This window comes from Aminicella lysinilytica, from assembly GCF_004362975.1.
GTDB lineage: Bacteria > Bacillota > Clostridia > Peptostreptococcales > Anaerovoracaceae > Aminicella > Aminicella lysinilytica.
Genome location: NZ_SNXO01000006.1, coordinates 45,949 through 68,771, shown reverse-complemented (window position 1 = coordinate 68,771; position 22,823 = coordinate 45,949). Strand labels below are relative to the sequence as shown.

Here is a 22,823-nt window from a genome sequence, read left to right as displayed (position 1 = left end):
ATATGAAAGTCATTGGTATAACAGGCGGGATCGGAACGGGAAAATCTACGGTCTCGGATTATTTAAAAGAAAAAGGATACTATGTTATAGACGCTGACCAACGGGCCAGGGACATGACTACGGCAAACACCCCCGCCACTGAGCGGATACTGGACGCCTTCGGCGCAGAATTTGTCGACAAAGACGGAAACCTGGACCGCGGAAAGCTGGCAAGGCTTGTTTTTGTTGATGCGGACAAAAAAAGACTCCTTGAGTCCATAGTCACTAAAGGTGTCATAGATTCTGTAAATGCTGAAATTAAGCATTTACGTTGCAGTGGTACTTATGATATAATATTTCTCGATGCACCGATACTTTTCGAGACCGGCGCTGAGGAAAGCGTAGATGCCGTATGGCTCGTAACCGCAGATATAGACACCAGAATAGAAAGAGTAATGGTCAGAGACGATGCTTTGAAAGATGACATATTAAACAGGATAAGCAGTCAGATGCCCGAGGATAAGAAGAGGGCCATGTCTCAGGAAATAATAGATAATTCGAAAGGGAAGGATGAGCTCTATCATCAGGTAGACGCCCTTATAAGTAAGTATGTTGAAACCGCCTAAAGATAATATAATATTGAGGACATTAGATTTTCTGCACAGTCACATCATTATTGTGATAATTGTTGTAGTGGTGCTGATCAGCGGTATTTCGGTCATAATTATGGCTAACTCAGATAGTACGACTACTTCAGACACTACATCGAGCGGCACTTCTGACTCCAAATATGTTACCAGCAACACGGTATACATCCCTATGCACAGGATAAGCTCTTTGAACCCACTATCCTCTAAGGATGATGATACATACTATATAACGCAGATGATATACAGTAGTTTGTTCGAGCTTGACAGTGATCTTAACATAAAGAAGGACTTGGTGTCGTCTTACACAACCCACTCGGGCAGTGTGTCAATAAAGTTAAAAAATGCTGATTTCAGCGATGGTTCGTCTTTGACTGCGGAGGATGTCATATATACAGTCAGAGAGATAAAAAGCATAGGCAGCAAAAGTCCATACTATGTTTATGCGAACAAAATAGACTCTGTTACTGGGTCAGGCAATAGCGTAACGGTTAGCTTTAAGAGCAGTAAAGATGCAGCTTTGGATAACCTAACTTTTCCTATAGTGTCAAGCAGTGATTATTCGAAGGATTCAGGATATAAACCAATGGGTAGCGGTCAGTATAAGTATTCTTCTTATGATAAAAAATCCTATCTGAAGCTGGTTCCGAATGAAGATTACTATGGAGATACAGCCAAGAATAAAATCAATTTCAAACTGTTGAGATACTATTCGAAGGCTATGTCTTTTGTTACTACAGACGCTATAACAGGCTATGTAAGCACCTCGAACACGGCTAAATCCGATGCTGAAGATAAGAACCTTAAATGTGCCGAGATCAAGTCTAACGAAGGAGAATATCTGGGATTCAACTTTAAAAACAGTGTTTTGTCACAGAAGAACATACGTAAAGCCATTGCCTACGCCGTAGATACTAAATCTTTGGTGAAGGATAATTACGGTGGAGATGCAATTACCACGGATACGATATTCTATCCGGGCTTTCTTGGAACAAAAAATAAAGGCGATCAGTACAAATATGATCAGTCTAAGGCTGTTAAAATGCTTAAGTCAGCAGGATATGCCGACAGTGATGATGACGGTATCCTGGAAGACAGTAAGGGTAAAGAACTTTCTCTGACATTGATCGTGAACAGTAACGACAATTCCAGAGCAGATGCGGCTGCAACTATCGGAGAAGAATTAACTAACATCGGAATTAAAATCAATCTTAAGAAAATCGGCTGGAGTGCCTATAAATCAGCCATTAAAAGCGGTGATTTTGATTTAGTAGTAGGAGGTTTTTCTTTCGATAAATCATATAATTTACGAGATTTGTTTGACAAAGGCAACGATTTGAATTATAGTAATAGTGTTGTCGTTTCGGCAGTAGATAAATTAGAGACGACACTTACTGCGGATGAACAGAAGTCAGCTTATGAAGACCTCAGAAAAGAGCTGGTCGATGACATCCCATATTATTGCTTGTGTTATAAGGAGTATTCTTTTATCACTGTGAGCAGGTTTACTTCCGATGTGAAGCCAACGTTCTTTGACCACTACCGTGGTATAAGCACATGGCAGTGGAAGAAGACAGTTACGCCGGATAAGGCTTCTGATACATATGAAGACAGCAATTAAGTAATGGCGCAAGGGCGCTGTTAAATGTGCGGCTGTGGCGGAATGGCAGACGCGCACGCTTGAGGGGCGTGTGGGCAACCGTGCTGGTTCGAGTCCAGTCAGCCGCACCATTTATTTTTTTATGCCGGCGTGATGGAATTGGCAGACGTGCAGGATTCAAAATCCTGTGGTGGTGACACCGTATGGGTTCGACCCCCATCGCCGGCACCATTAAGAATGATAGTTCACTTTTAGGAGGATTTTTATGAAGTTAGGTACTATTTTGTTAGCAACGAAGAGCACCACTGGATTCGCTTTCCAGATGCTTATCCTGGTTGCCTTTATTATCCTTATGTACTTCTTGCTGGTAAGACCGCAGAAGAAGAAGGAAAAGACTGTTAAAGCCATGAGAGATGCCATTAGAGTTGGTGATGAAGTAATCACTATAGGCGGTATCTGTGGTAAGATCGTTAAGACTAAGGATGAAACACTTATCATTCAAGTCGGTGCTGATAAGCTCAAGTTTGAAGTAATGAGATGGGCTGTATCTTCGGTAGTGTCCAAGAGCAACAGACCTGCTGAGTCAACAGCTAAGGAAGATTTCGACGATGATGAAGAAGAGACATCGCGTAAATCTGCTCCAAGAAGACTGAAGAAGGTTTCAAGCGATAAAGAAGAGTCGTCTGACGATGCGAAGAAGAGCGAATAGTAATTAATAGAGAAAGCAAATATTTAGAAAATCTCCTAAAGTTGGAGATTTTCTATTTTTTAGGTCAAAAAGAATACTATAAAACTTGAAGAAACGTTGAAAATGTAGTAAAATAAAGATTAATGTAATCATTTTTCCAGATAGGAAAAAATGAGAAAAAAAACGGAAGGTGAGAATGACAAAATGAATTCAAAAGTAAAAAAAGTCCTGAGTATCATCATAGTGATCCTCGTTGTCTTCGGTGCTTATGTGTCGGTATTCGGCATAGGCTCTGTGAAGAACATAAAGGATGAATTGACCTATGGTCTGGATATCAACGGCGGAGTATACGTTGTTATGCAGGCGAATACAGGGACACAGTCAGGTACAGCACTTACAGAAACTATGGATCGTACCAAGGAAGTACTTAACAGACGTGTAGACTCCATGGGCGTATCAAATGCGAATGTAAGTGTAGAAGGAAATAATAGATTAAGAATAGAAATGCCGGGCGTCAAGGACGCCAAGACAGCTATAGACAGAATCGGTCAGACAGCGAAACTGAGATTCACACTGGCAGACGGTACTGAGTACCTGACAGGTGATGACATAAAGAATGCATCGGCCGAATCAGATTCAGAAAACGGAGGATATAAGGTTGTCTTAGACTTTACATCCAAAGGACAGAGCAAATTTGCTGAAGCAACGTCACGATCTTCATCAGGAGATGTATCTGCAACAGTAACTGATACAGATGGAAATACAGTTGATAAAACTGCTATCGTGATATGGTTGGATAATAAAGTAATAAGCGCTCCAACGACAAGTAGTGAAATCAATAACGATTCATGTGAAATAACCTACGGAAGCGGCGGAGCCACTAAGGCAGAAGCAACAGAAACTGCAGCATTGATCAAGGGCGGAGCTCTTCCTGTATCACTTAAAGAGGTTTCATCATCAGTGCAGACTGCCACTATAGGCGCCAATGCTCTGAATAAGAGTATAGTGGCAGGAGCTATAGGCTTAGGTCTGGTATTTATACTGATGCTGCTGATGTATAACCTGTTAGGTCTGTTTGCAGATATAGCACTTACATTGTACATAATGCTCGTGCTTTGGATAATGTCGGCAATGGGCGCCGTTCTTACCTTACCGGGTATAGCCGGTATCGTACTTGGAATAGGTATGGCCGTAGATGCTAATGTAATCATATTCTCGCGAATAAAGGAGGAAATCGGCCTCGGCCGATCCATCCGGGTAGCCGTGGATCAGGGATTCAAGCATGCCTTGACTACGGTATTGGATGCCCAGATAACCACGCTGATCGCCACCGTAGTATTGTACGAACTGGGATCGACTACAGTTAAGGGATTTGCTGTAACATTGATGATAAGTATAGTAGTCAGCATCTTTACAGCTGTTGTTATTACACAGTTGTTCGTAGGTGCTCTGGCAGACAGTAAATTCGCAAGGAACGCATTCTTCGGATGCAAACCGGATGGAACTCCTAAGAAACTGGTAAAGAAGGAATTCCATTTCATAGAGAAGAGAAAGATATTCTATTGCATAAGTGCGGTAGTTATAATTGCAGGCCTCGTAACGCTGGGATTCAAGGGATTCAATTACGGAATCGACTTTACCGGCGGTACTATGATCCAGATGGATCTGGGACAAAAGGTAGCCATCAGTGAGGTTGAAAAAACAATCAAATCTTATGATTTGAATCCTGAAATAGTATATTCAGGCGCTGACAAGCATGAGGTCATCATCAAGACTACTAAAGCTCTTGATGCCGCGGGCCGTGACAAAGTACAGAAGACTATAGAAGAAAAATACAGCTTGAATGATGATTCTGTAGTGGCCTCAGAAGAATTTGGAGGCACCATAGGCAAGGAAATCAAGAATAACGCCGTCAAATCCATAATAATAGCGGCATTGGGCATGTTGCTCTATATTATATTCAGATTCAGATCATGGAAATACGGAGTTGCCGCTATAGCAGGTATATTACATGATGTACTGGTCATGATAGCGGTCTATGCCATATTTGGAATAACTGTGAACAACCCATTCATAGCAGCCATACTTACGGTAGTAGGATATTCTATAAACGATACTATAGTAATATTCGATCGAGTCCGAGAGAATTCGCATCTGATGCGAGGAAAGCCGACTATGCAGATACTGGATCACAGTATAAATCAGACCTTAGACAGATCGGTAATGACATCTATGACGACACTGATTTCCATTGTACCGTTACTGGTATTGGTATCTACACAGTTGTCGCAGTTCATACTTCCGTTGATGGTCGGAGTTGCTACAGGTACTTATTCTTCAATATTCCTGTGCAGTCCACTGTACTACGAGTTCAATAAGAAGGCGGAAGCTTCCAAGTATATGGCTCAGCAGAAAGCTAAGCAGAGAATAGAAGCTAAGAAAGCGGCCAAGGCTATGAAACTGGAGAAACCGCCAACGGAGGCCCAGATCGAAGCGCAGGTAGATGTTGAATCTACTGAAAAGAAAACAGAAACTGTAAAATCTGAAAAAGCTAACAAACCGGCGAGCAATTCCAAGAAAGGAACCGGCGGCAGCAAGAGCAAGAATAAGAAAAAAAAGAAAAAACACTGATAATTATTACCGGGAGCGGTCCTGATGGAGACAAAAGCAAAATTTTTACAAGAAATATCACAATATAAGGACTATGATACCGAACTTATTGGGAAGGCCTTCGATAAAGCTAAAGAGCTTCACGAAGGCCAGCTCCGTAAGAGCGGAGAACCTTATTTGATACATCCTATTGCCGTGGCGATTATCCTGGCCCAATTGGGTATGGATGATGCCACACTGGTAGGTGGACTTTTGCATGATGTCGTTGAGGATACGGAATACACAAGAGAGCAGTTAGTTGATGATTTCAGCGAAGAAATCGCTCTATTGGTTGATGGGGTCACTAAGTTGGGCGCCATCAAATTTGATAATAAGGAAGAAGCTCAGGCAGAGAACCTCAGGAAGATGTTTTTGGCCATGTCCAAGGATATTAGAGTACTGATAATAAAATTAGCAGACAGATTGCATAATATGAGAACCATCGAGTATATGCGGCCTGAGAAGATAATAGAAAAATCCAAAGAAACATTGGACATTTATGCGCCTTTGGCAAGCAGACTGGGAATTTATACGATTAAATTTGAACTGGAGGATATTTCACTGAAGTATCTTCATCCCCAGGAGTATGCTACTTTGAAAGCAGAAGTAACTGAGAAGAAGGAACAGCGAGAGAAGTTTATAAACGATGTCATTGAAGAAATCAAAGATGCTTTAGACACTATGGATATGCACTATGATATCATGGGCAGATCCAAGCATTTATACAGCGTTTATAAGAAAATGGTCCTGCAGCATAAACAACTTGACGAGATATTCGATCTTACGGCTATACGCGTTATTGTAGATAACGTACGCGATTGCTATGCAGTACTGGGACAAGTACACACTATGTGGAAACCTATTCCGGGAAGATTTAAGGATTACATAGCAATGCCTAAGCCGAACATGTATCAGTCACTGCATACTACAGTTCTTGGAGACCATGGGGAACCATTCGAGATACAGATACGGACCTATGAAATGCATAGGGTAGCTGAATATGGTATCGCTGCTCACTGGAAGTACAAGGAAGGTGACACATCCGGCAATCAGAACAATGAAGATATGAAACTGGCGTGGTTACGTCAGACCCTGGAGTGGCAGAAGGATCTTAATGATCCTAAGGAGTTTATGGAAACACTGAAAATGGATCTCTTTGCTTCTCAGGTTTTCGTATTTACACCAAAGGGAGAAGTAATAGATCTTCCGGCAGGGTCAACTCCGTTGGACTTCGCATTCAAGATACATACAGATGTAGGTTGTCGTTGCGTAGGAGCTAAAGTCAATGGAAAGATGGTAACCATAGACCATGAACTGAATAATGGCGATATAGTTGAAATAGTGACATCATCAAATTCCTCAGGTCCAAGCATAGACTGGTTGAAAATAGCCAGGAGTTCTACTGCCAGAAACAAGATACGCCAATGGCTTAAGAAACAGAACAAGGGCGATGACGTAGCTAAGGGCAAGGATGCCTTGGATAAATTCATAAGGAAGAAGGGCTATGATCCGCAACTGGTAGCTAAATCAGCTTATCTTAACAGTGCTACTAAAGAAATGAAGTTTGCTACCCTGGAAGAAGCATATACACAGATTTCACAGGGAGGAACACTGCTGAGCAAATTCGCAAACATTTTGTTCGGTTACTTTGACGAGGATGTTAAGAAAGAACAGAAACGTCAGGCTGAAAAAGAAGAAGCTCTTCAGGTGAATAACGCCAAAAAAGAAAGAGCTGAGAGACAGAGGAGAGAAAACCCTGGCATAATTGTCAAGGGCTCCACATATAAGAATCTTATGATCAGAATATCCAAGTGCTGCAATCCTGTGCCGGGAGATGAGATAATAGGATTTATTACAAAGGGCAGAGGAATATCAGTTCACCGCAAGGATTGTTCTAACATACAGGCTTTGCCGGAACATGAACAGGCAAGATTCATAGATGTAGAATGGGAAGATCTAAAGGTGGGCAAGTCATATGCTGCCGATATAACTGTACTGGGAAATGACAGAAAGGGCATATTCTCCGATATATCCAGGGCTTGTGAAAATCTGGATATAAATATCGAGGGTGTGAATGCTAAGTCAGATAAGGACGACAGAGTGCGTATAACATTGACGTTATCTATTACCAGTACTCAGCAAATGCAGAAAGTGCAGAGAACACTTAGAAATGTACCTGGGGTAACCAGCGTCTATAGATCTAAGTCATAAGGAGGATACATGAAAGTATTCAGATATACGACGGGACCTATAATGGTCAATACATACTTGGTATATGATGAGACAGGCAAAGGATTTATCGTCGATCCCGGCGGCTACAGCAAACAACTAGCCGAGAAGATCAGAGAGGAAAGACTGGATGTTGAGTACATCATAATTACTCATGGACATGGAGATCATATGGGTGGAGTCGACGAATTCAAGGCTGAGTTTCCACAGTTGAAGGTCATAGCTTACTGTGGAGAAAAGGATTTCCTGGAAAACGCTGACCTAAACAGTTCCATAGAATTATTCGGAAGGCCGATAACTGTTAAGGCTGATAAATTTGTTAAGGATAGAGAACAGTTGGAAGTAGGCAGCATGGAACTTACATTTGCTTTTACGCCAGGTCATACACCAGGTGGAATGAGCATAATCATGGAAGGCTATGTCTTCAGCGGAGACACGCTGTTTAATTCTTCTGTGGGAAGAACGGATTTTTACGGCGGTGATTTCGGAGCTTTGATAAAGTCCATCAGGGAAAGGCTATTCGTACTTCCTGATAACACGGTGGTATTGCCGGGACATATGGAAAAAACTACGATTGGATATGAGAAGGAGAACAACCCATTTGTCAGATAATGGATTTAAAATAAAAATTAAGATTCACGGATTCAGCAAGCTTAGCCTCATGCGAGAACTGATAGATGAGTTCGTATCGCCGACTAACTATGAATTGCTTGAAGACGATGGATTTCTAACGGATTCGGCTCTTCATGTCAATCTTGAGGGAAGCCATGATAAGGATGAAATAAAGAGGGAATTGTTCAGTAAGTTATCAGCAATCACAGGAAAGAGGCCTGACTGGGGAATATTGACAGGCGTCAGACCGGTAAAACTAGCCGGAGAAATAATACACAACAGTTCTCGAGAGGAAGCATTGGACGTGCTTGTTCGAGAGTACTTTCTCACTGAAGAGAAAGCAAAACTCATTGTAGATACATATAGTCACCAATATAATAGTTATGGTAACCCGAGCAAGAACACAGTGGGAATATATATAGGAATACCATTTTGTCCTACCAGATGTCTCTATTGCTCCTTTGCATCTAACCAGGTGCCGGGGTCAGAAATCGAGAGGTATATGCCCGCCCTATTACATGAGATAGATTACGTGGGTAATGCTATGAAAGCCAAGGGCGACAGACCTGAGACCATATATATTGGCGGTGGAACCCCTACGACATTGACGGCTGAGCAACTTGACAGAATGCTGGTTGCGGTGGAAAAGAATATGGATCTGTCAGAACTGAAGGAGTTCACTATAGAAGCGGGCAGGCCGGATACTATTACTGAAGATAAACTTATGGTCATGAAAGACCATGGAGTGGGCAGGATAAGTATCAATCCACAGTCAATGAAGGCGAGGACTCTTGAATTAATAGGCCGAAGCCATAGCCCGGAGGATATAGTAAAAGCCTTTGACCTGGCTAAATCAATAGGCTTTGGATCTATAAATGCAGACCTTATTGCAGGTTTGCCGGAAGAAGACAGCCATGACTTCAGTGAAACTCTTGACAAGGTCATAAAGATGGGAGCAGATAACATAACAATCCACACTCTGGCCGTAAAGAGAGCTTCAAGATTGAAAGATATAGATGAAGATTACCACTACAGAGTGGCGGAAACAGTTGGGAAGATGCTGGCGGAAGCACGGCAGAAACTCAATAAGGAAGGTTTTGGGCCTTATTATTTATACAGGCAAAAGCACATGGCCGGATTCTTCGAGAACACCGGATACTGCAGAGAAGGCAGCGACTGCCTCTACAATATCAGGATAATGGATGAACATCAGACCATACTTGCTTTAGGAGCGGGAGGTATTTCCAAGGTTTATTATCCATCGACAGATAAGCTGGAGCGTATACCTAACGTCACTAATTATGAACAGTATATAGATCGCATAGACGAAATGTGCGAACGTAAAGATAATAAATTTTTTACACAGGAGGTAATATAAATGTTAACAAACGCGCCAAAAGGCACCAAGGACATAATGCCGGATCAGGTCTACAGATGGCATTATGTAGAGAAGAAGTTTGCTGAGATCTGCGCAAGATACGGCTTTAAAGAAATAAGGACGCCGGTATTCGAGCATACAGAACTTCTCACCAGAGGCGTTGGTGATACTACAGATATCGTACAAAAGGAAATGTATACTTTCAACGATTTTGGCGGCAGAAGTCTGACTCTTAAGCCAGAGGGGACTTCACCGGCAGTCAGGGCTTTCATTGAACGCAAAGCATACGCTGAAGTTCAGCCTACTAAGATATACTACGTAACGCCTTGCTTCAGATATGAAAAACCTCAGTCGGGCCGACTTCGCGAGTTCCATCAGTTCGGAGTGGAAATATTCGGAACTCCTAATATGCTTGCTGATACAGATGTTATCTGCATCGGAAATGATTTCCTGGCGGAAATGGGTATCAAGGACGTAAAACTTGAGATCAACAGCGTAGGCTGCCCTAAATGCAGAGCTAAACACAGAGAGGCGTTGCGGGAATTTCTGAAGCCTCATTACGATGAACTTTGTGATACATGCAAGGACAGATATGAGAGAAATCCTATGAGGATAATCGACTGCAAATCTGAGATATGCCAGGACATAGTAAAGGATGCGCCTATGATGGTTGATTTCCTTTGCGACGACTGTAAGAAGGCTTTCGAAGACGTGCAGAAAAACCTGGATTCCATGGGAATCGAATACACAATCAATCCAAGAATCGTAAGAGGTCTGGACTACTACACTAAAACTGCTTTCGAATTTGTTTCTACGAGCATCGGCTCGCAGGGAACTGTTTGCGGTGGCGGACGTTATGATGACCTGGTTGAGGAACTTGGAGGACCACCGATCCCGGGAGTAGGATTCGGATTGGGCATTGAGCGGCTACTTATGCTGATGGATGCTAACGGAGTAGAGATCCCTAAACCTGAACCTGTGGAAGTCTTCATCGTTACTATGGGCGAGGCGGCCAAGGCAGAAGGGCTTAACATACTGAGAAAACTACACCAGAAGGGTCTCAAGGCTGAAATGGACGACTTGGAAAGAAATGTAAAAGGTCAGTTCAAATATGCAGCAAGACTGGATTCCAAATATACAGTAGTTATCGGAGATGACGAAATAGCCAAGGGAATAGTACAGGTCAAGGATATGGCCAGTCATGAACAAAAGGAAGTTAAGTTGTCAGACCTGGTAAACGAGTTGACTAAATAGATTATAGGAGAGCGTGAGAAATGTCACAATTATATAAAAGGACACACATGTGCGGCGTCCTTAACATGAACAATATCGGAGAAGAAGTCGTACTCAATGGATGGGTAGCTAAGCAGAGAAGCTTGGGAGGGCTTATATTCGTTGATCTCAGAGATAAAACAGGAATCGTTCAGATAACATTCGACGATACTATTCCAAAGAATATCTTTGATCTTGCAGAAGGTCTGCGAGGCGAATATGTAATAGGTGTAAAAGGTAAAGTAAGAGAAAGGGCTTCCAAGAATCCCGATCTGCCAACAGGAGATATAGAGGTCATAGCAAGTAATCTGGTCATTTATTCTGAGGCCGAAACTCCGCCTATTTATATTAAAGATGACGATAATGTTGATGAAAATCTCAGGCTCAAGTATAGATATCTGGATTTGAGGAAGACTCATATGCAGAGAAATCTTACATTCAGACATAAGATAACCAAACTTGCTCGGGATTATTTCGATGAGCAGGGCTTTACAGATGTTGAAACTCCAATGCTGGAAAGATCAACACCTGAAGGCGCCAGAGACTATCTGGTACCAAGTAGAGTCAGCCCCGGACAGTTCTACGCTCTGCCTCAGTCACCACAGCTGTTCAAGCAGTTGCTTATGGTTGGCGGAACAGATCGCTACTTCCAGATCGCTAAATGCTTCAGAGATGAAGATCTGCGCGCAGACAGACAGCCTGAATTCACACAGATAGACTTGGAAATGTCCTTCGTAGACGTAGATGACGTTTTGGCTATCCAGGAGGGATTCCTTAAGAGATTGTTTAAGGAATTAATGGACACAGACATTGAACTTCCTCTAAGGCGAATACCTTATGATGAAGCTATGGAAAGATATGGTTCAGACAAGCCTGATACGAGATTTGGATTCGAACTCGTGGATCTGAGCAATAATGAAGCTATTAAAAATACAGAGTTTAAAGTATTCGCAGATGTTCTGGCCAAGGGTGACGATATCAGAGGTATCTGCATTGACGGCGGCTCTGAGAAATTCAGCAGGAAAGACCTTGATAAGCTGGCGGATTCTCTGAAGTCATATGGCGCAAAAGGCATGGTATGGCTCCGCGTGGAGGCTGATGAGTATAAGTCATCGGTGAATAAATTCTTCGACCAGGCCCAGTTGGGTTCAGTCGCAGGCGAATTCAATGCTAAAGCAGGTGACCTGATCCTGATCGTATCAGATAGATCAAAGGTTGTCTTTGACAGTCTTGGATTCCTGCGTCGTCATATTGCAGGCCGTATGGGATTATTAGATGACAAAAAGTTCAACCTGCTTTGGGTCACGGATTTTCCGATGTTTGAGAAAGACGATGAGACAGGCGTTGTTAAGGCTATGCATCATCCATTCACTCATCCAAAAGATGAGGACATACCTAAACTTGACACTGATCCAATGAGTGTTAAAGCAGACGCCTATGATATAGTATTGAACGGCGTTGAACTTGGAGGAGGAAGCATCAGAATCCACGATAGAGATCTGCAAGCTAAGATGTTCGATATTCTTGGTATATCCAAGGAGGAAAGTCAGCGTAAGTTTGGATTCCTTCTGGAAGCCTTCAAATATGGAACACCGCCTCATGGCGGATTGGCCTACGGCTTGGATAGGATGGTAATGCTCCTGGCTGGTGAAAGCAGTATCAGAGACGTAATGGCATTCCCGAAAAATCAGAATGCACAGTGTATGGTCAGTGATGCACCTAACACAGTAGATGAAGCTCAGTTAGATGAATTAGGAATCAAATTAAAGTAGATATGAATGAAATAGGCATTTTAGGCGGCAGCTTTGACCCATTCCATTTGGGACATCTGTCTATAGCTGAAGCAGCCATAGAAGAACTGAATCTGACTAAAGTGATTCTGATACCTACCAAGGTAAGCCCATTTAAACTAGGAAAAAAAATGGCTAGTGAGAAGGACAGAGTTGCAATGACTCGTCTAGCCGCTCAGGAAGATGAGAAATTTGAAGTATCTACTATAGAAACTGACAGGAGCAGCGTTTCCTATACATATAAAACGCTGGAATTGCTTCAGAAATCAATGGAAGATACTAAAATCTGGTTTATGATGGGAACGGATTCATTTGTAAGCCTGGAAAGCTGGTACAAGGGACATGAACTTCTTGAGGAGTATTCCTTTGCAGTCGCAGCAAGACCGAGGTTCGATGTTTCTGTAGTAGAATACAAGGCTGATAAATACAGTGAGAAATATGGAGCAGAAGTAAAGATCCTTCATAACAGAATGCTGGATATTTCTTCAACAGAAATAAAAGAAGCAATCAAGGAGGGCAGATCCATAGGCGAATATGTTCCTCAGAGAATCGAAAGGTATATCGATGAACACGGACTCTATAAATGAATATATTGAAAAGCATTTCTCTGAAAAGCGGAGAGTACACACGGAAGGTGTGAGAACTACAGCTATCAGACTTGCTGAAAAATACGGAGCAGATCCGAAAAAAGCGGAAATTGCAGCTCTGTACCATGATATGTTCCGCGGTGTAGATAAGGAAACACTGAATAGAAAAATTGACGAGTTGGGGCTTCCTGACAGATATAGAGATAATCCCAATCTGGCCCATGGCAAACTCGCAGCTTTGATCATGGAGAGAGATTTCGACATAAAAGATCAGGACATACTCAATGCCGTCAGCTTTCATACCACAGGAAGGCCAGGAATGTCTCCTCTGGAAAAAGTAGTTTTCATAGCGGATGCCATTGAACCGGGGCGAGATTACCCCGGTGTCGAAGAACTGAGAAAGCTCGCAGACGAAGACATAGACAAAGCCTGCCTTTTGTCCCTGACCAGAACAGCCGAATACGTTTTGGATCAAGGTAATTACCTTGACGAGGACACATTGCACGCTAAGGAATATTTTGAGAAAATTTTAAAGGAGAAAGTAATGGACAATAAAAGTCTGGCCATGGAAGCAGCTCATGTACTTGACGCTAAGCAGGCCATAGATATCACTATAATCGATGTATCCGAGAAGTCATCATTCGCAGACTATCTGATAATTGCCAGCGGTGGTTCAGAAAGACAGGTAGGAGCGCTGGCCGACTCGGTTGAAGATAAATTTGCAGAAAGCGGCATATTGCCGAAGAGTATAGAAGGAAAACAGAATTCCGGTTGGATGTTGATGGACTATGGCGACATAATAGTTAATATTTTCAGCCAGGAAATGAGAGAGAAGTATAATATCGAAAAGGTGTGGGGAGACTGCAACTTTTTAGATATAGAGTAATATAGTCAAGGAGAAGAAAATGGAAGAAAAGTATAATCACAAGGTGATTGAAAGCAAATGGCAGAAGTACTGGAAAGACAATGAGAGTTTTAACACTCTTGATGATGAGACCAAAGAAAAATACTATGTGTTGGAAATGTTTCCTTATCCTTCGGGTAAGCTTCACATGGGTCATGTGAGAAACTATTCCATAGGTGATATAGTTGCCAGATTCAAGAAAATGCAGGGCTTTAACGTACTTCATCCGATGGGTTTCGACTCTTTTGGACTACCGGCAGAGAATGCTGCCATCAAACATGGCGTGGAGCCATCTAAATGGACATGGGACAATATCCATGAAATGGAAGACCAGCTTAGAACACTGGGACTTTCCTATGACTGGGACAGGGAAGTGCAGACTTGCAACCCTGACTATTACAAGTGGATGCAGTGGATCTTTATCCAGTTTTATAATAAAGGTCTTGCATATAAAAAAGAGAATCCGGTGAACTGGTGCCCGAGCTGTCAGACGGTGCTGGCAAATGAACAGGTAGTTGACGGTTGCTGCGAACGCTGTCATACACCTGTTGGAAAGAAGAATCTTTCCCAGTGGTATTTCAAGATCACGGATTACGCAGACAGGCTGCTTGAAAACCTGGATAAATTACCTGGATGGCCAAACAAAGTGAAGACCATGCAGAAGAACTGGATAGGTAAATCTATCGGAGCCAACATCGATTTCAAGATCGACGGCACTGATAAAGAGATGCGTGTCTTCACCACACGTGCGGACACACTCTTTGGCTGTACCTATATGGTAATGGCCCCGGAGCACCCTTATGTTATGGAACTGGTAAAGGGTACTGAATACGAGAAACCTGTTAAGGAGTATCTTGAAAAAGTTCAGCATATGAACGAAATCGAGCGTACTTCAACTTCTAATGAAAAGACAGGCGTATTCATCGGTAAATATGCCATAAATCCGGTCAACGAGAAAAAAGTTCCGATTTTTATTTCAGACTACGTTCTCATGGGATATGGTACAGGAGCTATTATGGCCGTACCTGCTCATGACCAGAGAGACTTTGATTTTGCTAAGAAATTCGATCTGGACATAATACCGGTTGTAGATTCCAAGGATCCTGACATAGATGTCAATGACCTTAAGTGCGCTTTCGCAGCAGAAGGAACTATGATCAATTCAGCTCAATTCAACGGTATGAACAATCGCAAGGCAATCTCTGCCATGATAGATTGGCTCGATGAAAAGGGTATAGGACAAAAGACAGTTAATTATAAACTTCGTGACTGGCTCATTTCGAGACAGAGATATTGGGGCACACCGATCCCGATGATCGAATGCGAAGACTGTGGATGGGTTCCAGAGAAAATAGAGAACCTTCCGGTTATGCTGCCTACAGATGTTGAATTCACAGGTAAAGGAGAATCTCCGCTTACTACTTCTAAAACATTTGCAGAATGTACTTGCCCAAGGTGTGGCAAGAAGGCCAGACGTGAGATGGACACAATGGATACCTTCCTTGATTCATCATGGTACTTCCTCAGATACTGTGATCCCAAGAACGATAAAGAAGCGTTCAATAAGAAAAAGACTGATTACTGGATGAGCGTAGACCAGTATATCGGTGGAGTAGAGCATGCAATACTTCATTTGATGTATTCCAGATTCTTTATGATGGCTTTACATGATCTCGGTCTGGTTAGAGACGAGGAACCATTCCAGAACCTGCTTACACAAGGAATGGTAAACAAAGACGGAAAGAAAATGAGTAAATCTCTGGGCAATGTCGTTAGCCCCGAGGAAATCATAGAAAAGTACGGAGCTGACACAGCCAGGCTTTTCATTTTGTTCGCAGCACCTCCCGACAGGGAGTTGGATTGGTCAGACGCAGGCGTTGAAGGAAGTTACAGGTTCCTCAACAGAGTATGGCGTCTGGTTTATGAATTTGTTACTAAGTATGATGTCAAGGAAGATACATATGAAGTGATAAGTGAAGACGACAAGAAGTTAAATTATATGTTGAATACGACAATCAAGAAAATTACCGATGATGTTAGCGGACGCTTCAGCTTTAATACGGCTATAAGCTCCATTATGGAATTGGTAAATGAACTTTACAAGTATAAGGAATTAAAGAATATCAACCAACCATTACTTGCAGATGCTATCAATAAACTGGTGATAGTATTGAATCCATTCACGCCTCATATATGCGAGGAAATGTGGCAGGAATTAGGTCACAAAGGTTCCCTGGCAGATGTTTCATGGCCTGAGTATGATGATAGCGCACTGGTACAGGATACTATCGAGATCATAGTTCAGGTAAATGGAAAACTCAAAGGTAAGATGGATGTGCCAAGCGGTTTGGATAGAGCAGCCTTAGAGAAGGCTGTAAATGATAACTTGGAGATCAAAGCGTTGTTAGAAGGTAAGAACATCGTCAAGACTATAGTGGTTCCTGAGAAGCTTGTAAATTACGTTGTCAAGTAAGGGGAATCTATGAGAGATTTTAACAGTAAAAAGCCTGATAATCCAACGCCGACTCCAAGAAGATCGGGTGGCTCAGGCAATAATAACCAAAACAGGCCAAAACCCAGAGTGAATAATCAGGGCAATGGCAATGGTAATAACAATAATCGTGGTCGTAACCATAATGGTAATGGTCACAATCAGAATAATAGTAACCGTAGATCCGTAAATCACAGAAATACTAATGTGAAGGATATAGGTGCAGAGCTTGGACTCACTGAACGTAAAAACGTTCCTATGAAAAAGAAACTGGAAAAAAGTGAAAGAAAGCCTGTTAAGAAAGCCGAGAACATTAAGATAATACCTATAGGTGGACTTAATGAAATAGGCAAGAATATGACCATCCTGGAGTACAAAGATCAGATACTGGTCATTGACTGCGGAATGTCTTTCCCGGAAGATGAGATGCTTGGAATAGATGTGGTCATACCGGATTTCAGTTATCTGGTAAAGAATGCTAAGAAGGTCAAGGGTGTTGTAATAACCCATGGCCATGAGGATCATATTGGCGGTGTGCCTTATCTGTTAAAACAGATAAACGTGCCTATTTATGGGACCAAGCTTCCTTTAGGACTGATAAAGAACAAACTTGATGAACATGGACTCAAGGGCGACTTGAGGCCTATAAACGCAGGAGATAAGTTTAATGTCGGTGAATTCAAGGTAGAGGCAATTAGAACGACTCATTCAATTGCAGATGCCATATGCCTCTGCATAGAAACGCCGGCAGCCAGAATATTCCATACGGGAGATTTTAAGATAGACTATACACCTGTAGATGGCGAACCTATAGACTTTGCTAAACTTGCTGAACTAGGCAAGAAGGGCGTTGATCTTATGATGGCGGACAGCACTAATGTGCTGAGGCCAGGGTTTACGCCGTCAGAGAAGGTAGTTGGCGAGACTCTTGATGGTATATTCAGGGAAGCAAAGAATAGAATACTGATAGCCACTTTCTCTTCTAACGTACATCGTGTACAGAAGATCATAGAATTGGCTGCAAAATACGGCAGAAAGTTTGCAGTTTCCGGGAGAAGTATGGAAAACGTAGTAACTTTGGCCGTAGAACTTGGTTATCTGAAGATACCGCCGGGATCATATGTGGATCTTAACAAGACCAAGAACATACCGGATAATGAACTGGTAATAATAACCACAGGAAGTCAGGGAGAGCCAATGTCCGCATTATCAAGGATGGCTGCTGACGAACATAGAAATGTCAAGCTCAAGAAAGGTGACATGGTAATATTATCGTCAACACCCGTACCTGGAAACGAGAAGACTGTTTCAAATGTAGTGAATAAGCTTTATGAAAAAGAAGTTGAAGTTATTTACAATGATATAGCTGACATACATGTTTCCGGACACGCTTGTCAGGAAGATCTGAAGTTGATGCATTCACTGATCAAACCGAAGTTTTTCATGCCGGTACATGGTGAGCATAGACATCTGGTAAGACATGCCAAGCTGGCTCAGGAATTAGGTATGAAGAAGGATAATATCTTCGTTTTGGACAATGGAGATCAGCTTACAGTCGATAGAAAGAAAGCCATTCAGTTTAAGAATGTTGTCAGCGCCGAGGACATCCTGGTAGATGGACTTGGAGTAGGTGATGTAGGAAATATCGTTCTGAGAGACAGAAAGCTTCTTTCAGAATCAGGACTCATAATAGTGGCTGCTGCCGTAGATCGCAGCAATGGTACTATAGTATCCGGTCCGGAAATAGTATCCAGAGGATTCGTCTATGTTAAAGAAAACGAAGACCTTATGGATAACATGAGGAAAGTCGCTTATGATTCTATAGAAAAGAATCTGAAGGGCGGTTTCAAGGACTGGAGCACTATTAAAAATGGAGTTAGAGATGATATGCGTAAGCATATATTCAGTAAAACTAAGAGAAGCCCAATTATTCTTCCGATTTTCCTGGAAGCGTAGTTGGCGGAATGGAGTAAATTATGAACGTATATGAACAGGCGCACGGACTTGCTCAGTCCATAAGAGAATCAGAAGAATATAAGCAATATCAGGCATTAAAAGTCAAGATCGACCAGAACCCAGAGATATCATCTATGATCAAAGATTTCGAAAGAAAGAACATGGAACAGCAGACTAAGCAGATGATGGGTGAAGAAATGCCTCAGGACATGGCTCAGCAGGTTCAGGACCTGTATAGCATACTGATGAAAGATCCTTCTGCAGCTGAGTATTTGCAGGCTGAGATGAGGTTTTCTCTTATGATGAGCGATGTGTATAAAGTGCTGGCAGAAGCTGTAGGACTTGGCAACGAGTAAGATTTTTGATATAATGTAAGACTAGGAACGTTAATTAATTGATTTAAATATAGAAGGAGATAAGAAACCAATGATCAGTGCAGGAGATTTTAGAAAAGGTATTACCTTTGAATTAAACGGAGAGCCCCATGTAGTGCTGGATTTTCAGCATGTTAAACCTGGCAAGGGAGCAGCTTTCGTAAGGACTAAGTATAAGAATATCCTTACAGGAGCAACCAGAGAGGATGCATTTAATCCTGATGATAAATTCCCTAAGGCTCATATAGACACCAAACAGATGCAGTATCTGTATAATGACGGTGAACTTTATTATTTCATGGATCAGGAGACATTCGAACAGGTACCTATTTCTAAAGAGGATGTTGAAGATGCAATCAAGTATCTGAGAGAAAATGATGAAGCAACTATTAAGTTCTATAATGGAAATCCTTTCCAGGTAGAGGCTCCGAATTTTGTTGACCTGTTAGTAACAGATACGGAACCGGGTGTTAAGGGCAATACTGCCACAAACGTAACGAAAGCAGCTACTGTTGAGACAGGAGCAGTCGTTCAGGTACCTATTTTCATAGAGACCGGAGAGAAAATACAGATAGATACAAGGACAGACGAATATCTCGGAAGATCCAAGTAAGGAACAAGAAGGGACGTATTCTTACGTCCCTTTAGATATTTCTACTATTTGTATGATTGAGAGGGTTATATGAGTAAAAGGACCACAGTGCTTAAGAATCCGACAGTCAAACTCTTTGCTATTATCTTAATATTAGTAGTGTTTGCCTTTGTTGGTTGTCTTATTGCCTTGAATCAAATGGCTAAGGCATACGATCCAAGTGATAAAACAGTAGTGACTGTTACGATCCCATCGGGTTCTACTACAGAATCCATAGGCCAGATACTGGTCAAGAAAGGCGTTATAGAGTCAGCAGATGCCTTCAAATACTATTCCAAATTCAAAAGCTATGATGGCAATTATAAGGCAGGGAGCTATGCACTGTCTGCTTCGTATTCCATGGATAAGATAGCTAAGATAATTGAAAGCGGAAAGACAAATGATATTACATTCACTATACCTGAAGGGTATACAGAGTACGACGTAGCTAAGAAACTATCCAAACTTGGCATAGTTAATAAGACTGAATTCACCTCATTATTGGAAGGCGGTAGCTTTACAGGTAAGTATTCATTCCTGAAAGGTGCTCAGAGCGGGAGTCATAATCTTGAAGGTTATCTTTTCCCAAGCACTTATTCAGTAGCTGCTAATGCTGATGGAAGTACTATAATCAATGCTATGTTGAAAAAGTATGATTCCATATTTACAGCTAAGTATAAAGCCAGAGCTAAGAAACTTGGCTACACAGAAAATGAAATAATCATAGTAGCTTCCATTATCGAGAAGGAAAGCGGTGTTGATAAAGACAGGGCTAAAATAGCCAGCGTCATATACAACAGACTAGATGATGGTATGCCATTACAGATGGATTCAACGGTACAATATGTGCTGGGACTAGATAATAACAGGAAGAAAGACCTTTCCAATGATGATACAGAGGTAAATTCGCCTTACAATACTTATCAGAATACAGGACTTCCACCGGGACCTATTTGTTGTCCCGGCGAAGCTTCTATAAAGGCCGCTTTATATCCTGCTGACACTAAATATATGTATTTTATCCTCAGCGATAAACTAGATGATTCAATGTCATTTTCAGTTACTTATAAACAGTTTCTTAAGGATAAAGATGCTTACTATGAAGCAAGAGATAAGTCAGAGAAGGATAACGATTAGTTGATGGATATTACAGATACACAGGTCAGAGATTATTTCAACAGTTTCTATACTCCCATAGATGACAGGCTGATTTCATTTCGCCAGGTTGGCGAGAGGGGAATGGTGCCTATCATCCTCAAGGAGACAGAATCAGTTTTGAAAATGCTTTTGGATATGAAAAAACCCGAGAAGATTTTGGAAATAGGCACAGCCATCGGGTATTCGTCTACTTTTTTCGCGTTATATTGTCCTGAGGCCAGAATCTATACCATAGAAAAAGACGAGTATGCTCACAAGGCGGCTGTTTCCAATATAAGCAAAAGTGCCTTGGATGACAGAGTGACATTGCTTATGGGTGACGGTCAGGAACAAACAGAAAAACTCAGAGATGAGGGGGTTGATGGCTTTGATTTCGTATTTATAGATGCGGCAAAAAGTCATTACAGGAGATTCCTGGAAAGTGCCGTTACAGTATGCAAACCAGGAGCAGTTCTGGTTTCTGACAATATACTAATGCATGGCATGACGGTTACGGAAGACTGTGATCCTAGGGATAAACATAAGTCCAACATAAGAAAAATGCGGGAATACGTTGAATTTATATGCAGGGATAAAAGGTTCCATACTACGCTTTTTTCTGTAGGTGATGGTTTGGCAGTGTCGATATATATGGGGAAAAATGAATAAGATAGAATTACTGGCGCCGGCAGGCGACCTTGAAAAACTTAAGATAGCTATAGTCTATGGTGCTGATGCTGTGTACTTTGGCGGTGAGATGTTCTCCCTGAGAGCCGGGGCCGGCAACTTTTCTGTAGAAGAAATGAAAGAAGGTGTAACCTTCGCACATGAACGTGGAAAGAAGTGTTACCTGACTGTAAATATTTTCGCTCACAATGAAGACATTGAACCATTGGGGAAATATTTAAATACCATAAAGGATATTGGAATAGACGCCTTTCTGGTATCTGATCCGGGAGTATTCGATCTGATAAGAGAGCATGATCCCGATGCAGTGATACATCTTTCTACTCAAGCCAATATGACAAACTATAAGACGGCAGGATTCTGGTACAGAATGGGAGTCAAGAGACTGGTCACAGCAAGAGAACTTACTTTTGAAGAAATAAGACTACTTCGCAGCCATATACCTGAAGACATGGAACTTGAATCATTTGTTCACGGAGCTATGTGCATATCTTATTCGGGCAGATGCCTCCTCAGTAATTTTATGACGGAGAGAGACGCTAACAGAGGACAGTGCGCTCATCCTTGCAGATGGCAGTATAGCCTGATGGAAGAGAAACGGCCGGGGGAATATTACCCTATCGAGGAAGATGACCGTGGCACATATATAATGAACTCAAGAGATCTATGTATGATCGAACATATACCTGAGTTGATACAGGCGGGCATATGCAGTGCCAAAATAGAAGGTCGTATGAAGAGCATATATTATGTGGCTACAGTTGTACATGCCTATAGACAGGCAATAGATGCGTATTACGCTGACCCAGATAACTATGAATTCAATGAGGAATGGTTGACAGAATTAAAGAAAGCCAGCCATAGAGAATTCACTACGGGTTTTTACTTCAATCAACCTACAAATCTGGATCAGAATTATCAAACGAGCGCTTATAACAGAGAGTATTCATTTGTTGGCATAGTGAAGAGTTATGATGAAAGCACAGGTTACGCCATAGTCGAACAGAGAAATAAAATGACTGTAGGTGAAGAAATAGAGGTATTCGGGCCGGATATCAGTTATTTTAAACAAAAGGTAACTGAGATGTACGACTTTGAAAGCGGTGAGGCAATAGAATCAGCACCTCATCCACAGGAAATATTGAAATTTAAAATGAACAAACCGGTAAGGCCGGACTATATTTTGAGAAAAAGAATCACTAAATAATGATA

Annotated in this window: 18 protein-coding genes and 2 tRNA genes; all 20 read left to right on the top strand. The window is 41.8% G+C overall.

The annotated features are described in order from the left end of the window. Window positions 1–2 precede the first annotated feature (2 nt). The 20 genes from coaE (at window position 3) to EV211_RS02630 (ending at window position 22,818) form a co-directional block, all read left to right on the top strand. Window positions 3–605 carry a dephospho-CoA kinase gene (coaE, locus tag EV211_RS02725; RefSeq protein WP_133527898.1) on the top strand — a complete coding sequence of 201 codons (603 nt, stop codon included), beginning with the start codon at window positions 3–5 and terminating at the stop codon, window positions 603–605. Between the two features lie 13 nt (window positions 606–618). Then, window positions 619–2,247: an ABC transporter substrate-binding protein gene (locus EV211_RS02720; RefSeq protein WP_166635346.1), complete on the top strand. Its 1,629-nt coding sequence runs from the start codon at window positions 619–621 to the stop codon at window positions 2,245–2,247. Between the two features lie 28 nt (window positions 2,248–2,275). After that, window positions 2,276–2,357: transfer RNA gene (locus EV211_RS02715), tRNA-Leu, on the top strand. A 13-nt stretch (window positions 2,358–2,370) separates the two neighbouring features. Next, window positions 2,371–2,457: transfer RNA gene (locus tag EV211_RS02710), tRNA-Leu, on the top strand. Between the two features lie 34 nt (window positions 2,458–2,491). Next, complete coding sequence (yajC, locus tag EV211_RS02705) at window positions 2,492–2,935, top strand: preprotein translocase subunit YajC (protein ID WP_207667978.1); 444 nt, start codon at window positions 2,492–2,494, stop codon at window positions 2,933–2,935. Between the two features lie 183 nt (window positions 2,936–3,118). Then, window positions 3,119–5,545 carry a protein translocase subunit SecD gene (gene secD, locus EV211_RS02700; protein WP_133527896.1) on the top strand — a complete coding sequence of 809 codons (2,427 nt, stop codon included), beginning with the start codon at window positions 3,119–3,121 and terminating at the stop codon, window positions 5,543–5,545. A gap of 24 nt (window positions 5,546–5,569) precedes the next feature. Continuing rightward, window positions 5,570–7,774, top strand: coding sequence for a RelA/SpoT family protein (locus EV211_RS02695; RefSeq protein ID WP_133527895.1), 2,205 nt, complete (start codon window positions 5,570–5,572; stop codon window positions 7,772–7,774). 9 nt (window positions 7,775–7,783) lie between these two features. Then, window positions 7,784–8,404, top strand: coding sequence for an MBL fold metallo-hydrolase (locus EV211_RS02690; protein ID WP_133527894.1), 621 nt, complete (start codon window positions 7,784–7,786; stop codon window positions 8,402–8,404). Then, window positions 8,394–9,782 (top strand): coproporphyrinogen dehydrogenase HemZ, encoded by a 1,389-nt coding sequence (gene hemZ / locus EV211_RS02685; protein ID WP_166635345.1) that lies wholly within the window; start codon window positions 8,394–8,396, stop codon window positions 9,780–9,782. Before EV211_RS02690 ends, hemZ begins: the two co-directional genes overlap by 11 nt. Then, on the top strand, window positions 9,783–11,036 hold the full coding sequence (gene hisS, locus EV211_RS02680; protein ID WP_133527892.1) for a histidine--tRNA ligase: 1,254 nt from the start codon (window positions 9,783–9,785) through the stop codon (window positions 11,034–11,036). A gap of 20 nt (window positions 11,037–11,056) precedes the next feature. Continuing rightward, a complete protein-coding gene (aspS, locus tag EV211_RS02675) occupies window positions 11,057–12,826 on the top strand; it encodes an aspartate--tRNA ligase (protein WP_133527891.1) in 1,770 nt (589 codons plus the stop codon). A 2-nt stretch (window positions 12,827–12,828) separates the two neighbouring features. Next, window positions 12,829–13,431 (top strand): nicotinate (nicotinamide) nucleotide adenylyltransferase, encoded by a 603-nt coding sequence (gene nadD, locus EV211_RS02670; RefSeq protein ID WP_133527890.1) that lies wholly within the window; start codon window positions 12,829–12,831, stop codon window positions 13,429–13,431. Further along, on the top strand, window positions 13,409–14,317 hold the full coding sequence (yqeK, locus tag EV211_RS02665) for a bis(5'-nucleosyl)-tetraphosphatase (symmetrical) YqeK (protein WP_166635344.1): 909 nt from the start codon (window positions 13,409–13,411) through the stop codon (window positions 14,315–14,317). The genes nadD and yqeK overlap by 23 nt, the downstream gene beginning before the upstream one ends. Window positions 14,318–14,336: 19 nt before the next feature. After that, on the top strand, window positions 14,337–16,808 hold the full coding sequence (gene leuS / locus EV211_RS02660) for a leucine--tRNA ligase (protein WP_133527888.1): 2,472 nt from the start codon (window positions 14,337–14,339) through the stop codon (window positions 16,806–16,808). Window positions 16,809–16,817: 9 nt separating this feature from the next. After that, window positions 16,818–18,782 (top strand): ribonuclease J, encoded by a 1,965-nt coding sequence (locus tag EV211_RS02655; RefSeq protein WP_330564517.1) that lies wholly within the window; start codon window positions 16,818–16,820, stop codon window positions 18,780–18,782. 20 nt (window positions 18,783–18,802) lie between these two features. Further along, the gene (locus EV211_RS02650) at window positions 18,803–19,138 is read left to right on the top strand and encodes a YlbF family regulator (protein ID WP_133527887.1); all 336 of its coding nucleotides are present in this window, start codon (window positions 18,803–18,805) and stop codon (window positions 19,136–19,138) included. A gap of 70 nt (window positions 19,139–19,208) precedes the next feature. Beyond that, the gene (gene efp, locus EV211_RS02645) at window positions 19,209–19,769 is read left to right on the top strand and encodes an elongation factor P (RefSeq protein WP_133527886.1); all 561 of its coding nucleotides are present in this window, start codon (window positions 19,209–19,211) and stop codon (window positions 19,767–19,769) included. Between the two features lie 69 nt (window positions 19,770–19,838). After that, window positions 19,839–20,924, top strand: coding sequence for an endolytic transglycosylase MltG (mltG, locus tag EV211_RS02640; protein WP_133527885.1), 1,086 nt, complete (start codon window positions 19,839–19,841; stop codon window positions 20,922–20,924). Window positions 20,925–20,927: 3 nt separating this feature from the next. Then, window positions 20,928–21,593: an O-methyltransferase gene (locus EV211_RS02635; protein ID WP_133527884.1), complete on the top strand. Its 666-nt coding sequence runs from the start codon at window positions 20,928–20,930 to the stop codon at window positions 21,591–21,593. Next, on the top strand, window positions 21,586–22,818 hold the full coding sequence (locus EV211_RS02630; RefSeq protein ID WP_133527883.1) for a peptidase U32 family protein: 1,233 nt from the start codon (window positions 21,586–21,588) through the stop codon (window positions 22,816–22,818). The genes EV211_RS02635 and EV211_RS02630 overlap by 8 nt, the downstream gene beginning before the upstream one ends. The last annotated feature ends 5 nt before the right edge of the window (window positions 22,819–22,823 follow it).